This window comes from Corynebacterium ulceribovis DSM 45146, from assembly GCF_000372445.1.
GTDB classification, from domain to species: domain Bacteria; phylum Actinomycetota; class Actinomycetes; order Mycobacteriales; family Mycobacteriaceae; genus Corynebacterium; species Corynebacterium ulceribovis.
Genome location: NZ_AQUY01000001.1, coordinates 733,658 through 756,498, shown reverse-complemented (window position 1 = coordinate 756,498; position 22,841 = coordinate 733,658). Strand labels below are relative to the sequence as shown.

The window sequence follows — 22,841 nt, the reverse complement described above, 5'->3', positions numbered from 1 at the left end:
AAATCCCGCCGCACCTGAACGAGCAGGTGGACGGGATTTATGCCAAGAAACAGCCAGCGATTAGCGGCGTTCCTTAATGCGGGCAGCCTTACCGCGCAGGTTGCGCAGGTAGTACAGCTTCGCGCGGCGAACCGCACCCTTGGTGACAACCTCAATGGAGTCGATGTTTGGGGAGTGCACTGGAAAAGTACGCTCCACACCGATGCCGAAGGAAATCTTGCGGACGGTGAAGGTTTCGCGGATGCCGTCGCCCTGGCGACGAATCACAACGCCCTTGAACAGCTGGATACGCTCGTTCTTACCTTCGATAACCTTCACGTTCACGTCGACGGTGTCGCCTGGACGGAAAGCTGGGATGTCGCTGCGCAGGGAGGCAGCATCAACCTTGTCAATCAAGTTAGTCATGGAATGTTCCTTTTCAATCTGGACAGAGGAACCTAGCATCACCGCAGGTGCTTGGCCGGTTCGTGCCCGAGTCATGGCATGTGCTACCCGCCCGGCAGGACCCGCGCAGGTAATCAACTAATGGATTATCGCATAAAGCCAGGGTAAAACCCAAAACAAGTTCCTACCCAAAACCAGTTACTGTCCGAACCCTGCTTTGCGGAGCGCATCAGCCATTGAGCCGCCACCCGGGCTGCTCTGTCCGCCACGCTGGTTTCCACGGCCACCACGGCCGCCACGCTGTCCGCCACCACGGCTCTGCCCACCATCGCGAGCGTCACTGCGCTGCCTGCCACGTTGCCCACCGCGGGAACCGCCGCCCTGTTCGTCGGCAAGCTTCATGGTCAGGGAAATGCGGCCGCGGTCAATATCGACATCTTGTACCCGCACCTTCACCACCTGGCCGGATTTCACCACATCATGCGGGTCGGCGACGTACCGGTCTGCCAGCTGCGAAATGTGCACCAAACCGTCCTGGTGCACTCCAATATCAACGAAAGCGCCGAAGGCCGCCACGTTGGTGACGGTGCCTTCCAGGATCATTCCCGGCACCAAGTCAGAGGGCTTTTCGACGCCAGCTTTAAATGTGGCGGTTTTGAACTCTGGTCGTGGGTCGCGGCCCGGCTTATCCAGCTCCGCGAGAATGTCCTCAATCGTCGGGATGCCCGCCTCGGCGGTGGCGAAGTCAGATGGCTTCAAGGTCGCCAACAGCCGGGAATTACCAATCAGACCCGCAACATCAGTCCCTGCCTGCTTCGCCATAGCTTCAGCAATGCCGTAACTTTCCGGGTGTACAGCGGAAGCATCCAATGGGTTCTTCGCGCCATGAATCCGCAAGAAGCCCGCGCACTGCTCAAACGCCTTTGGCCCCAGCCGCGGCACCTTCAGCAGTTCCATACGCGAGGCGAAAGCACCGTTTTCATTGCGGTAGGCGACAATATTCTGCGCCATCGTCTCAGTGATGCCAGCGACCCGACGCAGCAGCGGTGCCGACGCTGTGTTTACCTCCACACCGACCGCGTTTACGGCGTCTTCCACCACCGCATCCAGCGCACGGGCCAGCTTCGTCTGCGACACATCATGCTGGTACTGGCCCACACCAATCGACTTCGGGTCAATCTTCACCAGCTCCGCCAGCGGGTCCTGCAGTCGGCGGGCAATCGACACCGCGCCACGCAGCGACACATCCATTTCTGGGAACTCCTGCGCCGCCAGCTCCGAAGCCGAGTACACCGATGCACCGGACTCCGACACCACGACCGCATTGGGGCGCGCCCCACCAGCTGCGGCAATCATGTCGGCCACTTCCCCAGCCAGCTTGTCGGTTTCACGCGAGGCCGTACCGTTGCCCACTGCAATCAGCTCCACCCGGTGGGTTGCCGCCAGTTTCGCCAGCGTATCGCGGGACTGGTCCCATTTGCCGGAGTGCGGGTACACAATCACGGTGTCCAACACCTGACCGGTCTGGTCGACCACGGCGCATTTCACACCATTGCGGTATCCCGGGTCGAGCCCCAAGGTTGCACGCTGACCAGCAGGCGCGGCCAACAGCAGGTCTTTCAGGTTGCGGGCGAAAACACCGACGGCATCGGCTTCAGCCTTTTCGCGCAGCTGCATCCGAATATCAACGCCGGTGGACACCCGCAGCTTGGTGCGCCAACCAGAGCGAACACATTCAGCGACCCAATCATCGGACGCACCGCCGGTCGGATGCAGGTCCATCGCATCAGCAACCATCTGCTGGTACACCAAGTCATCGCCCGCGTCGATACCAAGAGTCAGCACACCTTCGGTTTCCCCGCGCAGCATGGCCAGCACGCGGTGGCCCGGCGCGGTCCGTAGATCTTCAGTGTGGTCAAAGTAGTCGCGGAACGTTTTCCCGGAGTCCTCTTGACCAGCAACAACACTGGCCGTTACCTCACCTTGCTGCCACACGGTGTCACGCACCTGCCCGACAAGGTCCGCGTCAGTTGCCATCCGGTCGATGACAATGGCTTTGGCCCCGTCTAGGACGGCTTTGGAATCCCCATAACCTTCGGTGACAAATTTTTCCGCGGCCGCGACGGGGTCGATAGTGCGGTCAGCCAATACGTCATCAAGCAACTGCTCCAGCCCAGCTTCGCGGGCTTTATCGGCTTTGGTCCGGCGGCGCTTTTTATACGGCAGGTAGAGGTCTTCCAGGCGCGCTTTAGTATCGCAGGCAGCAATCGCCGCGGCGAGCTCGTCGGTGAGTTTGCCCTGCTCAGCAATGGCCGCGGTGATGGTTTCTTTCCGCTCCGCCAGCTCGGTCAGGTAACTGTTGCGTTCTTCGATGGTGCGCAGCTGGGTGTCGTCCAGCCCGCCGGTCGCTTCTTTGCGGTAGCGGGCGATAAACGGCACGGTGTTGCCTTCGGCCAGCAGCTTCAGGGCGGCGGCAACTTGCGGTTCCGAAACCTTCACGGTTCCGGCGGTCAGTTCGGCAGCAATGGTCGCTGAAATCATTCACCCAAGTTTAGTGGGCGGGGTTTCAGTCGCCGACAGTGGTGCCGTACCAGTTGGTTCCTTCCGGAAGCAGGTCAGTAATGAGCTTAGTGACGGTTACCGGCAGCGGCGGACCGTAGACCTGGAGTTTCACAAGGTGAAGTTGCTCATGCAATGGGGCCGATTCATGTGTGGCCATATATTGGTCCATCAGCATATTGTCGGTCTCGCAGAAATTGTGCTGAACCTGCACGTCGAGGTCCATCAGTTGGTGCTGCGCGGTCAATTCCGAGTGGATTTTTGGCACAGCCGCCGCCCAGTCCTGCGGGCTAATCAAGATCGACAAGTCGGTTGTAGCGGTGCGCAGTGAATCGACGAAGGCTTGGTCAGCGGCGGAAAACTCGGCGTGATCCAGCAGTTCTGGGCGACGGCGAGCAGTGCGCAACAGGGATTGGCGGCGGCGCCACATGTCCACCTTGCCGTGGTCGCCCGACAGCAGCACTGCGGGGGCGTCAAAGTTCCGCCAGGTGCGTGGTTTGGTGTAGCTCGGGCCCTCGAGGAGCCCATCCGAGAAACTGTCTTCTTCGTGGCTGCGCTTGTTACCCAGCACCCCGGGGATCAGCCGGACAATCGCCTCCGCCATCACCAGCACCGCCACTTCCCCGCCAACGAGGACGTAGTCACCAATGGAGACTTCTTCGACCCGCCACTTCAGAGCCGCGTCATCGACGACACGCTGGTCGATGCCTTCGTAGCGGCCGCAGGCAAAGCCGATGCGTTCTTCCTTCGCCCAGCGCTGCGCCATCTCTTGGGTAAATGGGGTGCCCGCTGGTGTCGGAACAATGAGCAACGGGCGGGTGTCGGCGGTGCCTTCTGGTGCGTCTTCGCCGACGGTGCGTTCACAGGTGCTCATCGCCGCTGCGTCTGCCATGCCCCGTACGTGTGGCACGGCGCTGCCAAGGTCTTCAGTGTCGGCGGCCGGTCCGCTGCGGTGCAATACGTCGTCGAGCGCTGGCCCCCACACGTCTGGTTTCATGACCATGCCGGGCCCGCCGCCGTATGGTGAATCGTCTACGGCTTGGTGCACACCGCTGGCCCACTGCCGCAGGTTATGCACACCGACTTGCATAATGCCGGATTCGATGGCTTTGCCGAGCAGTGCGTGGCGCAGTGGTTCGAGGTACTCGGGGAAGATGGTGACAACGTCTAGGCGCATGGTGTTAGAGCTCCAGCAGTCCGTCTGGCGGGGTGATAACTACGCAGCCGGCGTCCAAGTCGACTTCCGGCACAATGTCGTGCACGAATGGGATGAGTGCTTCTTTGCCGCTATTGTCCCCGCCGTCTAGTTCCACTTCCAGGATCTGGCGACCCGGCACATGCATGACGCCGGTGACTACACCAATGTCAGTGCCGTCATGTAGGACGCGGAGGCCTTCGAGTTCGTGGTCGTAAAAGCCGTCATCGTCTTCGTCAATAAGCGGGGCGGCGATGAATTTGGTGCCGCGCAGGCTATCGGCGGCGGTGCGGTCTGGCACTTCCTTAAATTTAATGAGCAGTCGGCCTTGGTGGACCCGAGCGGTGTCGATGGTCAATTCGTGTTCTTTGCGGCCTTGGCGGCCGGTGAGTACTTCGCCGACGGCAAAGCGCACCTCGGGTTCGTCGGTGGTGACTTCGACGACCACTTCGCCTTTAATGCCGTGGGATTTGACCACATGCCCAATACGCAATTCCATGAGTACCAAGCTTAGCCATCGCGCTACTATCCCTCCGCGATGAATCTTAGGTTCCGGTGCTGTCTGAGCGGGTTGCTAAACTGTGCTGCGGTTTAAGTTAGGCCAGCTACCCGGAAAGGCCCTGCTGTATGAGCGCGCACAAAATCGGTTTCGACCGGCAAAAATACATCGATATGCAGTCGCACCATATCCAAGAACGTCGCGACCAGATCGGCGGGAAGCTATACCTAGAAATGGGTGGGAAGCTTTTTGACGATATGCACGCTTCTCGTGTGCTGCCGGGATTCACGCCAGACAACAAGATTGTCATGCTCGAACAGCTGCGCGATGAAGTCGAAATCCTCATTTGTCTCAACGCGCATGACCTGCAGCGGCAGAAGGTTCGCGCTGACCTGGGCATCCCGTATGAGGAGGATGCGCTGCGGCTTATTGACGTGTTCCGGGAACGTGGCTTTTTAGTTGAGCACGTGGTGTTGACGCAGATGGATGACGATAACCGGCAGGCCGTCATGTTCAAGGAGCGCCTAGAACGACTGGATTTGAAAGTCGCGGTGCACCGCACCATCGCGGGCTACCCATCGAATACCAAGCTGGTGGTGTCCGAAGAGGGATTCGGTCGCAACGACTATGTGGAAACTTCCCGCGATTTGGTGGTGGTCACTGCGCCGGGGCCGGGTTCAGGCAAGCTAGCGACCTGCCTGTCGCAGGTGTACCACGAGTATGCGCGCGGTAAGCAAGCTGGCTACGCCAAGTTTGAGACCTTCCCGATTTGGAACCTGCCGCTGGACCACCCAGTCAACGAGGCCTATGAGGCCGCCACCGCGGACCTGGACGATATGAATATGATCGACCCGTTCCATTTGGCTGCCTACGACAAGCGGGTCACCAGCTACAACCGCGATGTGGAAGTGTTCCCGCTGCTCAAGCTGCTGCTGGAGAAGCTAGCTGGATCGTCGCCTTACCAGTCACCGACCGATATGGGTGTGAATATGGCGGGCTACTGCATCAATGACGATGCAGTGTGCCAGGAGGCCGGTAAGCAGGAAGTGATTCGCCGCTACTACAAGGCGGTCGTTGATGAAGCGCGCAATGACACCGATGACACTGTCTCGGAGCGGATTAACCTGCTGATGGGCAAAATGGGCATCGAAGCCACGGACCGCGCTGTGGTTGCACCAGCGCTGGACTTGGCGGCGCAAACCGGCAGCCCGGCCGCCGCCATGGAGCTTGCCGACGGCACGATTGTCACCGGTAAAACGTCGGCGCTGCTGGGTTGTTCCGCGGCGATGGTGCTCAATGCTCTGAAGCAGTTGGCGGGGATTGACCCGGAAATTCAGTTGCTGTCGCCGTCGTCCATTGAACCGATTCAGACGCTGAAGACGAAGCATTTGGGGAGCCGGAACCCGCGGCTGCATACCGACGAAGTGCTTATTGCGCTGTCCGTGTCCGCAAGTTCGGATGACTATGCGCGCCAAGCGCTTGGTCAGCTGCAGAATCTGCGGGGCTGTGACGTGCACACCACCACGATTCTGGGTTCCGTGGATGAGGGAATCTTCCGGAACTTGGGCGTGGAAGTGACCTGCGAGCCACGATTTGCCCGCAAGTCTCTCTACCGGAAGTAGCGGTTAGCGTTCGACAATATCGACGCGGACGTTATGCCCAGCCATCGCGCCAATGACTTGGCGCAGGGCTTGGGCGGTACGGCCTTTACGGCCAATGACGCGGCCAGCGTCCTCTGGGTGCACCACCACTTCGATGGTTTCGCGGCGGCCATGCCCGGTGACGGTGACATCAACATCATCCGGATTGTCGACAATCCCGCGGATAAGGTGCGCGGCAGCGTTAGCCAAAGTAGTGGAATCGGTCATAGTGACCAGTTTACGCACCTGCAGCAGACGCGGTGGCTGCCTTAGAAAGTTGCTGACGGCGCAGCAGAATAGTTGGCAGCCAGATGATCAGTGCCAACGCCGCCATGCCAGCGCCCGCCAGGGATGGTGCCGTGTAGGAGTAGCCAGCCCCAATGACCGCGCCACCGACGGCGGCACCAGTAGCATTCGCCAAGTTCAATGCCGAGTGCATCAGCGAAGCTGCGAAAGTCTGTGCGTCGCCCGAGACGTCCATCAGTCGGATCTGCAGGTTTGGAATCAGTGCCGAACCGCACAGGCCGACCACAGCAAACGCCAAGGTACCTGGAATTGCCCACGATGACAGGAAGTAGAAAGCGACGAGCGCCAGACCGATGGCAGCGAAAACGACGCCGAGACCCACTTCAAGGTTGCGGTCGGCAATCCAACCGCCAAGCAAACCGCCAATGAGCGAACCGAAGCCATAGATCATCAAAACCAGCGGTACCCACTGCTCGTTCATCCCGGCATGGGCGGAGTCGGTTAACGTCCACGAGATATAGGTGTAGACCGCGAACATGCCGCCGAAACCGACGGTCGCCATCGCAAGGGTCAACCAGACCTGGGAGCGTGCCAGCGCGCCGATTTCAGTCAGCGGCGATGTCGCCTTCATCTCGGTCATATGCGGCATGAAGAACCACAGGGCAACGGTGGTGACGACACCGACTACGGTGACCAGCGAGTACGCGGCGTTCCAACCGAAGGTTTGGCCGAGGAACTGCGCCAACGGGACGCCGCCCAAAGTCGCTACGGAAAAACCAAGGCTCAGCAGCGAAATAGCTTTGCCGCGGTTCTTTGGACCGGCCATCGAAGCGACACAGAGGCCCGAAACGGAGAAAAAAGCACCATGTGGCAGACCTGCGATGAAACGAGCTAGCAGCAGCGTCTCGTAGTTGTTGGCCAGCATGGACAGGCCATTGCCGACGGTGAAAAAGGCCATCAGGATGAGCAACAGACGGCGGCGCGGCAGCCCGCCAGTAAAGGCGGCAATCAGCGGCGCGCCGACCATCACACCAAGCGCGTACACCGAAATCAGGTGACCGGCGGCGTCTTCGGAGATACCGAAGTCGGTGGCAATGAGGTTGAGCAGGCCCATGGAGACAAACTCGGTGGTGCCGATGCCGAACCCGCCGAGAGCCAGCGCAATGACGACGATGGTCAGTTGGCGCCGGGAAATTTCGGTTTGTCGTGGCAATGGCCGACGACGCGAGCCCTGCCCCGTCGTCTTTGTAGTTTCTGCTGCCGGATTCACACCAGATTCGTCCCTTACCACAGTCACCTCTGCCTGACTTTGAATTGAACTATTTCGTTAATGCAGAATTGTTAGACTACACCGCAAGCTGCGGTCCTAACAAAGCAAAAACCGCAACCAACCTGTGGTTGCGGTTACGTTTGCTAACTGGGAATTATCCCAGTCATACGGCTGAATTACTCAGCAGCTTCGTCAGCGGCCTCTTCGGCAGCTTCTTCAGCTTCAGCTTCAGCCTCGGCAGCAGCGGCAGCTTCAGCAGCCTTTGCTTCCTTGTCAGCCTTACGCTTCTGGGTGATAGCTTCTGCAGATGGTGCATCGTTAGCTTCAGCCAGAGCCTGGTTGAACAGGTCGATCTTCGATGGCTTAGGTTCTGCAACCTTCAGGGTGCCCTCGGCACCTTCCAGGCCCTTAGCCTTCTGCCAGTCGCCGGTCACCTTCAGCAGAGCCAACACTGGTTCGGTTGGCTGTGCGCCAACGCCCAGCCAGTACTGTGCGCGCTCGGAGTCAATCTGGATAACAGATGGCTCAGACTTTGGCTGGTAGATACCCAGGTTCTCAATGACTGCGCCGGAACGCTTGGTGCGAGCGTCAGCAACAACAACACGGTACTGAGCGTTGCGGATCTTACCCATACGCTGCAGCTTGATCTTAACGGCCATGATGGCTCCATTTCTTGGTCACTGGGCAGTGCAGACACCGTCACAGGCTCGTGACGGCCGGTTCAACCCTTGGATTAACCTGCGCGTGACCACCGGTCGACCGGGGTCGATGACGGTGCTACGCAGACAACACAGAAACGGTACTGCATATCAGAGCATTTCCCCAAATCCCCGTCCCCCACAACGTCGATAAGCACCGCGGTGGGGCTACCCAACCGGCACGCCTTGCCGCGAAAATGGAACGTCGGTCCTATAGTGCTGTTGTTATCAAAAATTATACCGCCCCATTTTAGTGTGATTGCCAAGGATTATGACTTCAGCTTCCACGCAAGCTTCTGCGAAAACGTCTGTGCCCAAGGTGTCTTACCGCCACGACCTTGACGGTCTTCGCGGACTCGCCATCGCCCTCGTGGTGATTTTCCACGTATTTGTTGGGCGAGTCTCCGGCGGCGTGGACGTGTTCCTGCTGCTCTCCGGCTTTTTCTTCCTTGGCTCCCGGCTGCGCAACGCGGACAACCGGGCGCGGTCCATCAACCCGCTGCACGCATTAATTAGAACTTTTCGACGGCTACTTCCAGCGCTTATCACCGTCATCGCATTCAGTGTTGCCGCGGCCGTGCTTTTCCTGCCCCGCGCCTCCTGGGGTGACCTTGCCCGCCAAGTCACCGCATCCCTGCTGTACTTCCAGAACTGGGAACTGATTGCCCAAGGCGCGAACTACGAAGCGGCCGACGTTGGCGTCAGCCCATTCCAGCACCTGTGGTCCATGTCGGTGCAAGGACAATTCTATGTCGGCGGCATCCTGATCGTGGCGTTGCTCGGTTGGATTGTGCGCCGTAAATCTGACACGGCCTCCACCCGCATGCCAGCAATGGTGATTTTGACTATCGCCACCATCGCATCCTTCATTTACGCCACCTACCTGCACAACACCGACCAGCTGGCGAACTACTACAGCACTTGGTCCCGCATGTGGGAGCTGCTGCTGGGCGCAGTGCTGGCGCTGTACATCACCTACATCAAGGTGCCAGACCGGGTAAAGAACATCACCGTCATTGTGGGTCTGCTGCTCATCGCCATGACCGGCTTTGTCATCGACGGCGCGCAGTACTTCCCAGGCCCAGTCACCCTCCTGCCACTGGGCGGCGCGGCGCTGGTCATTGTGGGTGGCGCGCATGGCAAGCAGGCGTGGGCGTCCCGCATGTTGGCCACTGCCCCAATGCAGAAGCTGGGTAAATGGGCATACGCGCTGTACCTGTGGCACTGGCCGCTGCTGATTGTCAGCGAGCAGATTGTCGCTGACCGGGAAATCGCCTTCTTCCAGAACAACCACTGGGTGCTTGGTGTGCTGGTGATTGTCGCTTCGCTGCCACTGGCCGCGTTCACTAACCGGTGGATTGAGGAGCCGCTGCGCGAGAAGGGCCCGCAGGCAGCAAAGGGCGCGCCACTGCTGCAGTTCGACCGCAATGTGAAGTGGAATGTACAGCGCACCGGTGGTGTCGCGCTGGCGATGGCACTGGTGGGCATGCTGGCGCTGCAGCCAGTGTGGAACTGGCGCGTGGAAACGCTGAAGAACACCGGCTATGACCTGGCGACTTACCCGGGCGCCACTGCGCTGCTGGACAAGGCGCCAGTGCCGGAGGGTGTCGAGGCGGTTCCAGATCCAACAGTGATTAAGGAACTGTACCCGCCGGTCGGTGAGGACGCCTGCATGTTGTTCTCTGAGCTCGACGCCCCAGATATGGTGCGCATTGAACATATCCGCGCGCCGGAAAGTGACCGCCTGGGTGAACCATGCGTATACGGCGACGTTAATGCCGACAAGACCGTGTTCTTGATGGGCGGTTCCCACTCGGAGCAGTGGTCTGGCGCACTGGATGAGCTGGGTAAGGCTCAGCATTTCAAGATTGTGCCGGTGCTGCGTCAGGGCTGCGCCATCACCATTGATGACCCGTTCTACAACGACCCAGAAAACACCTGTGTGCGGTTTAGCCGCGTGGCGCTGGAATACGCCCTGGAGCAGAAGCCTGACCTGGTGATTACCACTTCTACCCGCCCGGGTGAAGACGGCGATGTTGTTCCAGAAGGCTATGTCAACTTCTGGAAGGCGCTGGATGAGGCGAATATTCCGTTCTTGGCGGTGCGCGATAACCCATGGGCCAAGCGCGACCACCGCGGCGACAAGTTCTACCCAACCCAGTGTGTGGTTGATACTGGCTCGGTGGAGGACTGCGCTTTGGATCGCGCGGAGCACCTCGCCCCAGTCGATCCATCTGACGCCATCATTGGTGCGATGAAGAACGGCCACAACCTGGATCTTTCCGATGGTATGTGCACCGCCGATAAGTGCCTGCCGGTGGTGGGTAACATCTACGTGTACCGCGACCGTGACCACATTTCCGATGAGTTCGCCCGCACCACCCAGAAGTACTGGTGGGAGAAAATGGAGCCGGTGTTGGCCAAGTAGGTTCGGCGCGAAAGCGCGGCTAGGAGGAATAGTTCCGGCCCGTCACTAAGCAATGTTTTTGCTTGTTGACGGGCCGGAATTGTTTTCTAGGAAACTACTTCTTACCTGGGCCGAAGTTCAGCTTCGACAGGTCAATGTTCTCCATACCTGGTGGCAACTGGCCACCCATTTGCTTTTGGAGCTCAGCCATATCTGGCATGCCGCCCATGCCTGGCATTCCTGGCATGCCGCCACCCATCTGCTGCTGCATCTGCTGCATTTGACGCATTGGGTTTGCACCGCCGCGGCCCTTCTTGCCCTTACGGCCCTTCTTCCGCTTGCGGTTATTAGCGCGGCCACCTGGCAGACCCATCTGGCCAGCCATTTTGCTCATCATCTTCTTTGCTTCGAAGAAGCGGTCCACGAGGTTGTTGACGTCGGTGACCGCCACACCAGAACCGTTTGCAATACGCTTGCGGCGCGAGGCGTTCAGAATCTTCGGATCGTCACGCTCTGCTGGAGTCATACCGCGGATAATCGCTTGGATGCGGTCCAGTTCCTTCTCGTCAACCATGTCCGCCATTTCGGACATTTGTGAGCCGCCTGGCAGCATCTTCAAGATGTTGCCGATTGGGCCCATGCGGCGAATCATCAGCATCTGCTGCAGGAAGTCCTCCAGCGTCAGTTCGCCGCTGCCCAGCTTGGTGGCAGTCGACATGGCTTCTTTCTCATCGAAGACCTTCTCGGCCTGTTCGATAAGGGTGAGCATGTCGCCCATGCCCAGGATGCGCGATGCCATGCGCTCTGGGTGGAAGACCTCAAAGTCTTCGAGTTTTTCACCGGTGGAGGCAAAGAGGATTGGCTTGCCGGTAACTTCACGAATCGACAGGGCGGCACCACCACGGGAGTCACCATCAAGCTTGGTGAGCACCACACCAGTGAAGTCGACACCGTCGGCGAAGGCTTTCGCGGTGAGGACGGCGTCCTGACCGATCATTGCGTCAATGACGAAGAGGACTTCATCTGGGTTGACTGCGTCGCGAATCGCGCGGGCCTGGCCCATGAGGGTTTCGTCAATACCAAGGCGACCGGCGGTGTCAATGATGACCGTGTCGTACTGCGCACGGGTCGCTTCCTCAATACCGCGGCGAGCCACATCGACTGGGTCGCCGTGGGAGGTGCCCATCTCGTGCTCGTAGGAGTCGATGGAGGTACCTGGGTCTGGGGCGAAGGACTTCACTCCAGCTTGTTCGGCAACAATCTGCAGCTGCTGCACTGCGCCTGGTCGCTGCAGGTCACAGGCCACCAGCATTGGGGTGTGCCCGTTGGCGGCCAAGTGTTTCGCAAGCTTTCCGGCGAGGGTGGTTTTACCCGCACCCTGCAGACCTGCGAGCATAATCACGGTCGGGCCGGTTTTCGCCATGTGTAGGCGACGGGTTTCGCCACCGAGGATTTCTTTCAGTTCCTCGTTGACGATTTTGATGACTTGCTGCGCTGGGTTCAGCGCCTGCGATACTTCGGCGCCGGTGGCGCGCTGCTTAATCTGCTTGACGAAGGCGCGGACCACTGGCAGCGACACGTCTGCTTCAAGCAGGGCCAAGCGGATTTCCCGGGCCGTCGCATTGACGTCGGCCTCGCTCAGGCGGCCCTTGCCGCGGAGGTCTTTCAGCGCACTTTGCAGCCGGTCGGACAGTGATTCGAACACGCGTCTGCTCTTCCTAGTGGTGGACTACTTTCTTAACTCCACCACCATACCCCGTTGCCGCTACTGGCCAAGAAGCGCGTCGACAAAGCTTTCTGGTTCGAATGGTGCCAAGTCATCAGCACCTTCACCCAAGCCAACTAGTTTGACTGGCACGCCGAGTTCTTCCTGCACCTGGAAAACAATGCCGCCCTTGGCAGTGCCATCCAGCTTCGTCAGCACCACACCGGTGATGTTGACAACTTCCTTGAATACGCGGGCCTGGGTCAGACCATTTTGGCCGACGGTGGCGTCCAAGACCAGCAGCACTTCGTCAACAATCGCCTTCTTTTCCACCACACGCTTGACCTTGCCCAGCTGGTCCATCAGACCGGTCTTGGTGTGCAGACGGCCTGCGGTATCCACCAGCACAACGTCAACCTGCTGGTCCATGCCCTGTGCGACGGCGTCGAATGCCACCGAAGCTGGGTCGGCGCCTTCTGGGCCACGGACGGTGGTGGCGCCAACGCGGCGGCCCCACGTCTCAAGTTGGTCTGCGGCAGCGGCACGGAACGTATCGGCTGCACCGAACATCACTTTGTGGCCCATGGATACGAGCACGCGGCCGAGCTTGCCAGTTGTGGTGGTCTTGCCGGTGCCGTTGACCCCGACGACTAGGATGACGGCTGGTTTGCCTTCATGTGGCAGCGCGTGGATGGAGCGGTCCATTTCTGGGCGGCACTGTTCCACCAGCACCGAGCGCAGCTGCGCACGGGCCTGTTCTTCCGATTCAACACCTTCAGCGGCGATGCGTTCACGCAGCTTGTCCACCACTTCCATGGTGGAGGCGGTGCCCAAGTCCGCCATGATGAGGGTGTCTTCGATTTCTTCCCACGCATCTTCATCGAGGTCACCCGCGCCGAGGATGCCGAGCACGGAATCACCGATGGCGTTCTGGGAGCGAGCCAGGCGCCCACGCAGCCGGGACATGCGGCCAGCAGCAGGCGCGATTTCCTCTACCGGCGCAGCAGGCTCTGGCTGTGGTTCCGGTGCAGGTTCCGGCTCCACCACAGGTTCTGGCTCAACAACTGGCTCCGGCGCTGGGATCTGCTCTTCAGCTGGTGCAGGTACCTCAGGGGCAATCGGCTCTTCAGTTTCAACCGGGGCTGCGGTCACCTCAGGTTCTTCAACCTCCGGCTGCTCCTCCAGCACGTCATCCAGATCAACTTCATCTGGGTCCGCAACTGGCCGCTCCGTATCAACTGGGGTTGCCGGTTCAGCGGGCACGTCAGTCGGCACATCACTTGGTACATCCGCCGGCTCGGCTACTGGCTCGCTAACCGGCTCTGCTTCCGGTTCAATTACCGGTTCTGCTTCCGGCTCCACCACCGGTGGCGCTGGCCGCTCACCGGTTGGCGGTACCGGCGCCTGCGGCGGCACAACTGGCGGCACCGTCGGCTGCGCCTGTGGCTGCGGCTTAGCTTGGCCTGGCAACTCCTGCCCCGGCAGCAGCTCCGGTTCCTTCACCGCGGCGCCAGTTGCGGCACCAGAAGAGAAGCTAAAACCGCCCTTGGCTTGGTAATCGCCGGACTTTTCCTGTTGCGTTAGCTCCCGGGTTTCTTCCTTCGGTTGGAAAGAAATCGTCTTCTGCTTGCGGCGCATATTGCCCACAATCAGCAAAACTGCCACCAAGACGATGGCAATAACGACAGCTAGACCTATCCACATCCACGTTTCCATGGTGTCCAGTTTGTCAGGTTTTTAGGTTGTCGGCGACATGCGCTGCGAAATCACCCGCGTTACCCCATCGCCACGCATCGTCACGCCGTAAAGCACGTTGGCTATATCCATGGTCGGTTTCTGGTGCGTAATCACAATGAGCTGCGACGATTCCCGCAATTCGAGCAGCAGATTGAGCAACCTGCGCAGGTTAACGTCATCAAGCGCCGCCTCCACCTCATCGAGGACGTAGAACGGACTTGGCCGCGCCCGGAAGATTGCTACCAGCATTGCTAACGCCGTCAGCGACTTCTCACCACCAGAGAGCAAGGACAGGCGCTTGACGCGTTTGCCGGGCGGGCGAGCTTCCAGTTCAATGCCGGTGGTCAGCATGTCTTCTGGTTCGGTCAGCACGAGGCGCCCCTCACCGCCGGGGAACAGCGTTTGGAAGACCGCGGGGAATTCCTTTTCCACATCCAACCAAGCCTCGGTGAACAGCTGCAGAATCGTCGCGTCCACATCCTCAATGACTTGCCGCAAATCCGCCCGCGCCCGCTGCACATCATCCAACTGTGTCGCCAGGAACTGGTAGCGCTCCTCCATCGCCGCGTATTCCTCCAACGCCAACGGGTTCACCTTGCCCAGTGCCCGCAGGTCCCGCTCGGCGCGTTTGAGCCGTTTCTGCTCTTCCGCCTCGTCGAAGTCCGGCCCCGGCGCATACTGTTCCAGCAGGTCATCGCCGGTGACGCCAAGCTGCTCCATCACGGCGGCTTCCGCCTGCTCCATCAGCACCCGCGACTCGGACTGCGCCAAATCTTCCTTATGCGCCGAATCCTTCAGCCGCGCCAGGTGCTGTTGAGTTGCACTGGCCTGCTGCCGTGCCTGCTGCAATGCCGCCTGCACCTGCGCTTTACGGCCTACAAACGCATCTTTGCGGCGGGCGGCGGCGTCTGCTGCGCCGCGCACCCGGTCAACCAAATCCGCGCCGAGTTCGGTCACCGCGACGGCCAGTTCCCGGGCGGCCCGCTGCCGGACCATTGCCGCTTCGTGGCGGCTTCGCTGTTGTTCCTCATAGTGGGCTTGGCGACGCAAACCTTCAGCCTTGCCCCGCCCCTGTCCGGCACGTTCTTCCGAGGTACGCAGCACCAACCGCGCTTCCGTTTCCGCGGCGCGCGCCCGGGCTAATTCTTCCGCGGCGCTATCGCGCAGCTCTGTCGACGGTTCATCATCGTCTGGTTCATCATCCAAGCGGGCCAACCGATCCGACAATTCGTCATATTCGGAGCGCAAATTCGCCAAGCGGTCTTCAGCCTCTTGGGTGCGCTGCCCCATCGTTTCGGCTTCCCGAACCACCGCCGCCGCGGTTTTCTGCAGCCGTGCGACATGCTGCGCCAGCGTCTTGACCTGCGATTGTTGTTCCCGCAGCGCTGCTTTCGCACCCGCAGCTTCGGTACGACGCTCTTCCGCTTCGGCTTCTGCGCCAGACAAAGTCGCAGCGAGATTGTCGAGTTCTCCTCGAGCTGCCTTCGCTTCGTCGCTAAGCCCAGCGGACTCCGCACCAAGTTCCACGGCGCTGCGCTGACTACCGGAACCACCGCGGACCCAACCCGCACCGTATATCCGGCCGTCGGCGGTCACCGCACGCAGCCGATTGTCAGCGGCGACAAGTCCGCGGGCCGCCGCAGCGTCATCCACCAGCACCACGTCGACCAGCAGTGCAGTCACACCGCCGGCAATATCCTCCGGGATGGTGATGGCATCAAGTGCCCACCGCGCCCCCGACGGCAAGTCCACATCAAGACGCCACGGGCTGCCGCCAGCTTCAATGACGGTCGCGTGACCACCATTCGCCTCGGTGAGCGCCTCCATCATGGTGTCGGCGTTGTCGTAGGCCACCACGGCATCGGCAGCGTCCCCCAACGCAGCGGCAACGGCACTATCCCATCCGCCTTGCACGGCCAACAGCTCTGACAGTGCGGTGACCTGCTGATTCTTCTGCAACCACGCCGCGCCATCGGTGCGGGAGGCCGCCACCATCGCAGCAATCGCCTCAATCCGAGCATCCAACCCGGAAATCCTGCGCTCTAATTCACGTTCCTGCTTGCGCAGCTGCTGCAGCCGCGTCTCCGCCTGGTCACGTTCCTGCGCGCGGCGTTGCTGCCGGTCCTCCAACTGTGGCATCGCAGCTTCCGCTTCCGACAGTTCCGTCGCGGCGGCGTCTGCTTCAGTTTCGGCAGCGTCGCGGCGCTTATCGACGCTCCCCGCCTGCTCCCGCAGTCGTTCAATCTCATCTTCCGCAGCGGTAATACGCGCACGAAGTGACTCTTCTGCTGCCACCAAACGCACCACGCCTTCGCGACGGTCAGCTTGCGCGCGCACTGCGGCCATATGTTCAGCATCGGCGGCGCGGGCGCGGGCTTCGGCCTCTGCGACTTGTTCCCGAATATCGGTGAGGGTGTCGAGTGCCGCTTCGACGGTGGCATCGAGTTCTTCTTGCTCTGCGTCAAGGCGATCGGCGCGCTCCCGCAGTTCCTCCGGGTCCGGCCCAGTCCAGCGTGTTTCAGTGGTTGAGCGGGCACGGTCGGCGGCGATACGCACGGTCGCAGAGACGCGTTCTTGCAGCGCGGAAAGCCGAAACCATTCCTGCTGGGCGGCATCGGCCGCTGGGGTGACTGCGGCTAAATCATCTTCCAGCGTGGTCAGGGTTTCCGCAGCCTCTTCGGCAGCTTCTTCAGCGGCAAGCACCTGCTCAGCGAGGATTTCGGCAGTGCGGGTGCGGTCGGTGAGAGCTTGTCGCTTCCGCGTTAGGTCGGCGGCAGCCAGGTTCAGTTTCGCTTCCCGCAAATCTGCTTGCACAGTCGCGGCGCGTTTTGCTGCTTCGGCTTGGCGCGCAAGCGGTTTGAGCTGCCGGTGCAACTCCCCGGTCAGGTCCTGCAGCCGGTCCAGGTTCGCTTGCATTGAATGCAGTTTGCGCTGTGCTTTTTCCTTGCGTCGACGGTGCTTGAGGACACCGGCTGCTTCTTCAATGAAGGCACGTCGATCTTCCGGTTTGGATTCCAGAATCTGCCCGAGGCGCCCCTGGCCGACAATGATGTGCATTTCGCGGCCGATACCAGTGTCCGACAGCAGCTCCTGCACATCCATCAACCGGCAGCGGGCACCGTTGATTTCGTATTCACTCGCGCCATCGCGGAACATGCGCCGAGTGACGGACACTTCGGAGTAGTCGATTGGTAGCGCACCGTCAGCATTGTCGATGGTGAGGGTAACTTCTGCGCGACCAAGGGCTGCCCTGCCGGATGTTCCAGCGAAGATGACATCTTCCATGGATCCACCGCGCAGCGTTTTGGCACTGTGTTCGCCCATCACCCACGCTAACGCGTCGACCACGTTGGACTTACCGGAGCCATTCGGGCCAACTACCGCGCAGATGCCAGGCTCAAAACGAAGAGTCGCCGCTGACGCAAAGGACTTGAACCCTTTGAGTGTCAACGACTTCAGATGCATAGATAACTAGTTTAGCGGAGCTCGTAGAAAGTCAGGCCGCGCGGCGCACCGCGTCGTGGCGTCGGCATACCCAGTTGGCACGTCGTGCCCTGTCCGCGGTGTTCTTCTTCGAATTCACAGCCTGAACAGTGGCCACTGCAGCTGGCAGTTTCGGTGCGCCGGGTGAGTTTTCCGCTGCGCTCCAAATGCTCGATTGCTGCTGCGACGGTGCTGTTACTCAATCCTGTTTGCGCGCAGATATCGCGGATGGTGCGGCTGCCGGCACGCATTGCAGCGGCGACTTGTGACAGTGGCCCTGCCATTAGAACCACACTTTAAGGAGGTTAAACGCAGCCACTGCGATGCCCCAGGCCATGAGTAATTGCACGGCCACACCAAAGAGGGTCCATTTCCAACCAATTTCCCGACGCTGGGCTGCAATCGTCGCAACGCACGGCGTGTACGCCAACATGAACAGCATAAATGCCCACACCGCCGCAATGGTGTGCCCACCGGAGGCTTGATCAAAGTCTGCCCGGACTTGGGTAGCTAACGCGGATTCGCCCTGTTCCTTGGCGCTGGCATCAGTGACATCGTCGACTGAATAGGTTTGCGCCCATGTGGAAATGACAGCTTCCTTCGCCACGAATCCGGTGAGCACTGGTCCGGCCAGTGACCATGAACCGAAACCGGCTGGGTGGAAAATCGGTGCAATAGCAGTGGAAATGACCCCATAAGCACTGTCGCGTGGTGCAAGATCTTCGGAAGCAAAACCTTGATCGGTGCTGACCGGGGTGGCTTGCAAAATGAAAATCAGCGCGACCGTGGCGACGATGATTTTGCCGGCGGTTTCTAGGAAGCCTTTCAGCCGCACCCACATGACGGACAAAGCCAACCGGGCACCAGGAATCTGGTAAGTCGGCAAGTCAATGATGAGCGCTTCGGTGCCCATCTTCCGCCACAGTGCCGCGCGCAGAGCCATGCCCAGCAGCACTACCAGCACGATAGAGACGACGTACATGATGAACACGACGGTGCCGGCATGGTCGGGAAAGAACACCGACGCGAGCATGACATAGAGCGTCAGGCGGGCCGAGCATGAAGTCAGCGGCACGAGGAGCGCTGTTTGAATACGGTGCTGCGGTTTCGACAGCACCCGAGTGGCGGAGATAGCAGGCACGTTACAGCCGAAGCCGACAATCAGCGGGATGAAGGCTTTGCCCGGCAGGCCAATCGCTTTCATCACCCGGTCGGTGACAACGGCAGCGCGAGACATGTAGCCGGAGTCTTCAAGTACCGCGAGACAAAGGAACATCAGCGCCATCAACGGCGCGAAGCTAAGGACCATGCCGACACCACCGATGAGGCCATCGATGATGAACCCGGTGAAGAACGGATGGGTGAGCCCGAACCTATCCAGCAGGCCAGCAGTCCATTCGGATAGCGGCCCGGTGAAAAACCCCTCTAGGGCTGCTTGTAGAGGTGCGGCGACGGTGGTGGTGATTTGAAAAACCAGCCACATGACAGCCAGAAACAGCACTGGGCCGACCACTGGGTGCAGGGCGACGCGGTCAATCCGCTCGGTGGTCGTGGCATCGGCGCTGCGGTTATTAGAGCGTGTTGACGCTGCGACCGCTTGCTCAATCCACGCAAAGCGCGCATCCGCGGCAGCGAAATCATCTTCGGTGTTCAGCGCTAGATCAACATCGGGGTCAATGTCCATGTCGGCCTCAGTCGTGCCCACTTCCCGCAATTGCACTGGCTCGCGCAGCATTGCTTGCGCGACCGCTTCCCCCACTTGCTCTAGGTTCGAGCGGCGCCGTGGGTCTACTGCCACTACTGGGATGCCAAGTGCCCGCGATAGCTCTGCCGCATCCACCGGTTGGCCCGCCGTTGCTGCGACATCGGACTTGGTCAGCACAATGACAGTGCGAAACGGATGCTCTGCCAGCTGAGCGACCATGTACAGGCTGCGGCTGATTGCTGCGGCGTCAACGGCGACCAACACAAGGTCGGGCCGCTCTTCTGGCTCGCAGTCGATGACCAGTTTGCGGGTCAGTTCTTCATCTGGGCTTATGGGGTCTAACGAGTAGGCCCCCGGAAAGTCAATGACGTCATAGGTGGCGCCTTGGGTTTTCCATGCGCCACGGCCAACTTCCACGGTGGTACCGGGCCAGTTGCCCATCTGCACTTTCGCACCGGTCAGGCCGTTAAACAGTGTGGATTTACCGGCATTTGGGGCGCCCACCAACGCAATCACCGGCGCGCCTTTCGGGGCGTGGGAGGTGCCGTGGCTATTACTGTGGCAGCTAGCGCTCGGCGTGACACTCACAGGTTGCAGCCCCGCAGGTCACAGCCATTGTGGGCACAGTCGGCAACCACGTTGACGGCGCCGGCAAGTTGGCAGTCCACGGCGTAGCGCATCGTGGAGACCTTAATGATTCGGCCGCCGCCGGCAGTCTTTTGGGTCACCTGCATTTTGCAGCCAGGGCGCAGTCCAAGTTCGGCGAGTCGGCGGCGTTCCTGGCAGCTCAGTCTGGCGTGATTAATCGAGGAAATCCGCAGCGGAACTTGCAGGTCTGCAGTGGTGACGGTGGTGGTCATGACGAGAAACTTTCCGACAAGATTAGTACTTAAGCAAGCCTAACCTCGCTGCCACATTATTGGCAATGCTGTGGTTGTTTATATTCGTCACGACGCCCAATCTGCCCCTACCCGGGCCTAGACCATCCGCTGGTAGGTCTCCGGCCGGGAAATCGGGTCGGAGCCATCCCAGCAGGTGATGTTCTCCCACCCCGGAAGATTCGGCAGGTCATCCCGGTGGAACACCGGCACCACATTCTTCGCCCGCTGCGCTGAGTAGTTCTTCAGCAACGCCACCGCTGCCCCACCCAGCGGCAAAATCGCCACAATATTAATTGTCGCCATAATGCCAGACATCACATCCGCCAGCGCCCACACCAACGGCACCGAACCCAGCGCGCCGCCAAGCACACACAGCACAACCAGGCCGCGCACACCATTGAGCACCGACTTCTTCTCCGTCAGGAAGGAAACATTCGACTCGGCGTAGTAGTAGTTACCGATCACCGAGCTAAACGCCAAGAAGAAGATGATGATGGTAATCGCGTGCGTCGCCCACGCACCGATCTGGCCGGATAGTGCCTGCTGGGTCAGCGAAGTGCCTTCCGCATCGCCGCCATAGGACGGATTCGACAGCAGAATGATCACCGCAGTCATGGAGCACACCACCAGCGTGTCGAAGTACACGCCGAGGGTCTGAGTCAGGCCCTGCTTGACTGGGTGGGACACCGACGCGGTTGCCGCCGCGTTCGGAGTCGAACCCATACCGGCCTCGTTAGAGAACAGCCCGCGGCGAATACCCTGCATAATCGCGGTGCCGACCGCCGCGCCAACAACTTCGCGGATACCCAAGGCATGTTCAACAATCAGCGCCAGCATCGCCGGCACGTCCCGCCAATTCAGCACCAGCACCGTAACTGCCAGCACAAAGTAGGCCACTGCCATTACCGGCACAATGACTTGGGTGAAGCTGGCGATGCGCTGCACACCGCCGAAGATGATGGCCGCAGCCAACCCGGCAAGCACTAGGCCGACCACCCATTTCGTGGCGTCCGCGTCACTGCCCGTCGATTCCACCACTGCGGCAGTAATCGAGTTCGATTGCACGGCGTTGAACACGAAACCGTAGGTCAGCGTGATGACCACAGCGAAGAGTGTTGCCAGCCAGCCCCACTTCTTCCCCAGCCCGCGGGTGATGTAGTACGCCGGGCCGCCGCGGTAGGAGTCTTCATCGCGCACTTTGTACAGCTGCGCGAGCGTCGATTCGACGAATGCGGTGGCACCGCCGAGGATGGCCAGCAGCCACATCCAGAACACAGCGCCCGGCCCGCCCAAGGTGATGGCAACGGCAACACCAGCAATATTGCCGGTGCCGACACGAGACGCAGCGGAAATGGTGAAGGCTTTAAAGGCAGAAATGCCCTTTTTGCCCTCGGAAATATCCGAAGGTTTTTCGGTGATAACTCGCAGCATGTCTGGCACGTAGCGGATTTGCACCATGATGGTGCGCGCCCCGAAGTACAGCCCTGCGGTGATGAGCAGGACAATAACGAGGTACCAGTATTTGTCGTTGAATGCTGCGATTGCGTCAAGAAGACTTTGCATAACGTTCACGCTACAGCGGTTGACACGCTGCACAGTAAAAACTACGCCGATTCATAAACTTTTCGGCAGTAATTTCTCCCCCACATCGGCTACAGAATTTCTGCCCGTAAGCATGCAGCGCGCGGCCAAAGTAGCCACTTTCGCCATTCACATTCACATAAAGCGCGTCAAAACTAGTGCCACCGGCTGCAAGTGACTCTTTCAGCACATCTGCACCAGCTGCCAAAAGCTGCTCTGCTTCCGCTTGGCTTAACCCGTCGGCAGCGCGACGCGGATGCAGCTGCGCTCGCCACAGCATCTCATCGGCATAAATGTTGCCAATGCCGCTGACCACATTTTGGTTCAGCAGCACCCGTTTAATCTCCGATTTCTTCGTCCGCAGCGTCCCCGCCAATTGCGGTAGTGCGTCAGCTGCCATCACTTCCAAGAGGTCCGGCGCAATGTGCTTAATGACGGAAGGAAGCGGACGTCCGGCGTTGACAATCGAGCTAAACGGATCGGGTTCGCTGTCACAAACTCGGATGTATCCAAAAGTTCGCTGATCCAAAAAGTGGATATCTGTGCCATCGTCCAAGGTGATCGTCGCACGCCGGTGCACGGTTGGGCTCTCCCCGATGCGCAGCTGCCCAGACATCCCTAAATGCACGACGGTGCTTTGATCGTCATCAAGCTCCAACCACAGGAACTTACCGCGGCGCTGTACTTCTACAATGGTGCGGCCCACTAGGCGGCCGACTAGTTCGGCGGCACCGCCCAACTGATTGCGGCTGGTGCGCGGGTGGAAGACTTCGGCGGCGGTGACGCGGCGGCCAACGACGTGGGGTCGCAGGCCAGCGCGGACCGTTTCAACTTCAGGTAATTCCGGCAAT

General features: G+C 60.0%; 17 protein-coding genes. 2 read left to right on the top strand and 15 right to left on the bottom strand.

Translation table 11 applies throughout. The features are described 5' to 3' along the window. Positions 1-60: 60 nt before the first annotated feature. The 4 genes from rplS to rimM all read right to left on the bottom strand — a co-directional run bounded on the left by rplS (position 61) and on the right by rimM (position 4,637). The gene (gene rplS, locus A3EC_RS0103480; RefSeq protein WP_026162154.1) at positions 61-405 is read right to left on the bottom strand and encodes a 50S ribosomal protein L19; all 345 of its coding nucleotides are present in this window, start codon (positions 403-405) and stop codon (positions 61-63) included. A gap of 177 nt (positions 406-582) precedes the next feature. Beyond that, positions 583-2,925: a Tex family protein gene (locus A3EC_RS0103475; protein ID WP_018023778.1), complete on the bottom strand. Its 2,343-nt coding sequence runs from the start codon at positions 2,923-2,925 to the stop codon at positions 583-585. 25 nt (positions 2,926-2,950) lie between these two features. Continuing rightward, a complete protein-coding gene (gene trmD / locus A3EC_RS0103470) occupies positions 2,951-4,120 on the bottom strand; it encodes a tRNA (guanosine(37)-N1)-methyltransferase TrmD (RefSeq protein WP_018023777.1) in 1,170 nt (389 codons plus the stop codon). A 4-nt stretch (positions 4,121-4,124) separates the two neighbouring features. Next, positions 4,125-4,637: a ribosome maturation factor RimM gene (rimM, locus tag A3EC_RS0103465; protein ID WP_018023776.1), complete on the bottom strand. Its 513-nt coding sequence runs from the start codon at positions 4,635-4,637 to the stop codon at positions 4,125-4,127. Positions 4,638-4,765: 128 nt separating this feature from the next. Here rimM and A3EC_RS0103460 point away from each other — a divergent pair, with 128 nt between their 5' ends. Then, on the top strand, positions 4,766-6,259 hold the full coding sequence (locus A3EC_RS0103460) for a DUF1846 domain-containing protein (RefSeq protein WP_018023775.1): 1,494 nt from the start codon (positions 4,766-4,768) through the stop codon (positions 6,257-6,259). A 3-nt stretch (positions 6,260-6,262) separates the two neighbouring features. On the opposite strand, the gene A3EC_RS0103455 is transcribed toward A3EC_RS0103460, so the two are convergent. The 3 genes from A3EC_RS0103455 to rpsP form a co-directional block, all read right to left on the bottom strand. Next, positions 6,263-6,505 (bottom strand): KH domain-containing protein, encoded by a 243-nt coding sequence (locus A3EC_RS0103455; protein ID WP_040428068.1) that lies wholly within the window; start codon positions 6,503-6,505, stop codon positions 6,263-6,265. 10 nt (positions 6,506-6,515) lie between these two features. Next, positions 6,516-7,793 carry an MFS transporter gene (locus A3EC_RS0103450; protein ID WP_026162152.1) on the bottom strand — a complete coding sequence of 426 codons (1,278 nt, stop codon included), beginning with the start codon at positions 7,791-7,793 and terminating at the stop codon, positions 6,516-6,518. A gap of 176 nt (positions 7,794-7,969) precedes the next feature. Beyond that, positions 7,970-8,452 (bottom strand): 30S ribosomal protein S16, encoded by a 483-nt coding sequence (gene rpsP / locus A3EC_RS0103445; protein WP_018023772.1) that lies wholly within the window; start codon positions 8,450-8,452, stop codon positions 7,970-7,972. Between the two features lie 310 nt (positions 8,453-8,762). Between rpsP and A3EC_RS0103440 the strand changes: the two genes are divergently transcribed. After that, positions 8,763-10,919: an acyltransferase family protein gene (locus A3EC_RS0103440; protein ID WP_026162151.1), complete on the top strand. Its 2,157-nt coding sequence runs from the start codon at positions 8,763-8,765 to the stop codon at positions 10,917-10,919. 94 nt (positions 10,920-11,013) lie between these two features. On the opposite strand, the gene ffh is transcribed toward A3EC_RS0103440, so the two are convergent. The 8 genes from ffh to mutM all read right to left on the bottom strand — a co-directional run bounded on the left by ffh (position 11,014) and on the right by mutM (position 22,840). Continuing rightward, complete coding sequence (gene ffh, locus A3EC_RS0103435) at positions 11,014-12,603, bottom strand: signal recognition particle protein (protein WP_018023770.1); 1,590 nt, start codon at positions 12,601-12,603, stop codon at positions 11,014-11,016. A 60-nt stretch (positions 12,604-12,663) separates the two neighbouring features. Further along, positions 12,664-14,319, bottom strand: coding sequence for a signal recognition particle-docking protein FtsY (ftsY, locus tag A3EC_RS0103430; RefSeq protein WP_026162150.1), 1,656 nt, complete (start codon positions 14,317-14,319; stop codon positions 12,664-12,666). 21 nt (positions 14,320-14,340) lie between these two features. Beyond that, on the bottom strand, positions 14,341-17,805 hold the full coding sequence (gene smc / locus A3EC_RS0103425) for a chromosome segregation protein SMC (protein WP_018023768.1): 3,465 nt from the start codon (positions 17,803-17,805) through the stop codon (positions 14,341-14,343). Positions 17,806-17,816: 11 nt separating this feature from the next. Then, complete coding sequence (locus tag A3EC_RS0103420; RefSeq protein ID WP_018023767.1) at positions 17,817-18,107, bottom strand: FeoC-like transcriptional regulator; 291 nt, start codon at positions 18,105-18,107, stop codon at positions 17,817-17,819. Continuing rightward, positions 18,107-20,044 (bottom strand): ferrous iron transport protein B, encoded by a 1,938-nt coding sequence (gene feoB, locus A3EC_RS0103415; protein ID WP_018023766.1) that lies wholly within the window; start codon positions 20,042-20,044, stop codon positions 18,107-18,109. Before feoB ends, A3EC_RS0103420 begins: the two co-directional genes overlap by 1 nt. A 68-nt stretch (positions 20,045-20,112) precedes the next feature. Next, positions 20,113-20,388, bottom strand: a complete 276-nt coding sequence (locus A3EC_RS11245) for a FeoA family protein (protein WP_018023765.1) — start codon at positions 20,386-20,388, stop codon at positions 20,113-20,115. Positions 20,389-20,505: 117 nt separating this feature from the next. Further along, a complete protein-coding gene (locus A3EC_RS0103405; protein WP_026162149.1) occupies positions 20,506-21,972 on the bottom strand; it encodes an alanine/glycine:cation symporter family protein in 1,467 nt (488 codons plus the stop codon). Between the two features lie 10 nt (positions 21,973-21,982). Beyond that, entirely contained in the window at positions 21,983-22,840 is an 858-nt protein-coding gene (gene mutM, locus A3EC_RS0103400; RefSeq protein ID WP_018023763.1) for a bifunctional DNA-formamidopyrimidine glycosylase/DNA-(apurinic or apyrimidinic site) lyase, read from the bottom strand. Position 22,841 lies beyond the last annotated feature (1 nt).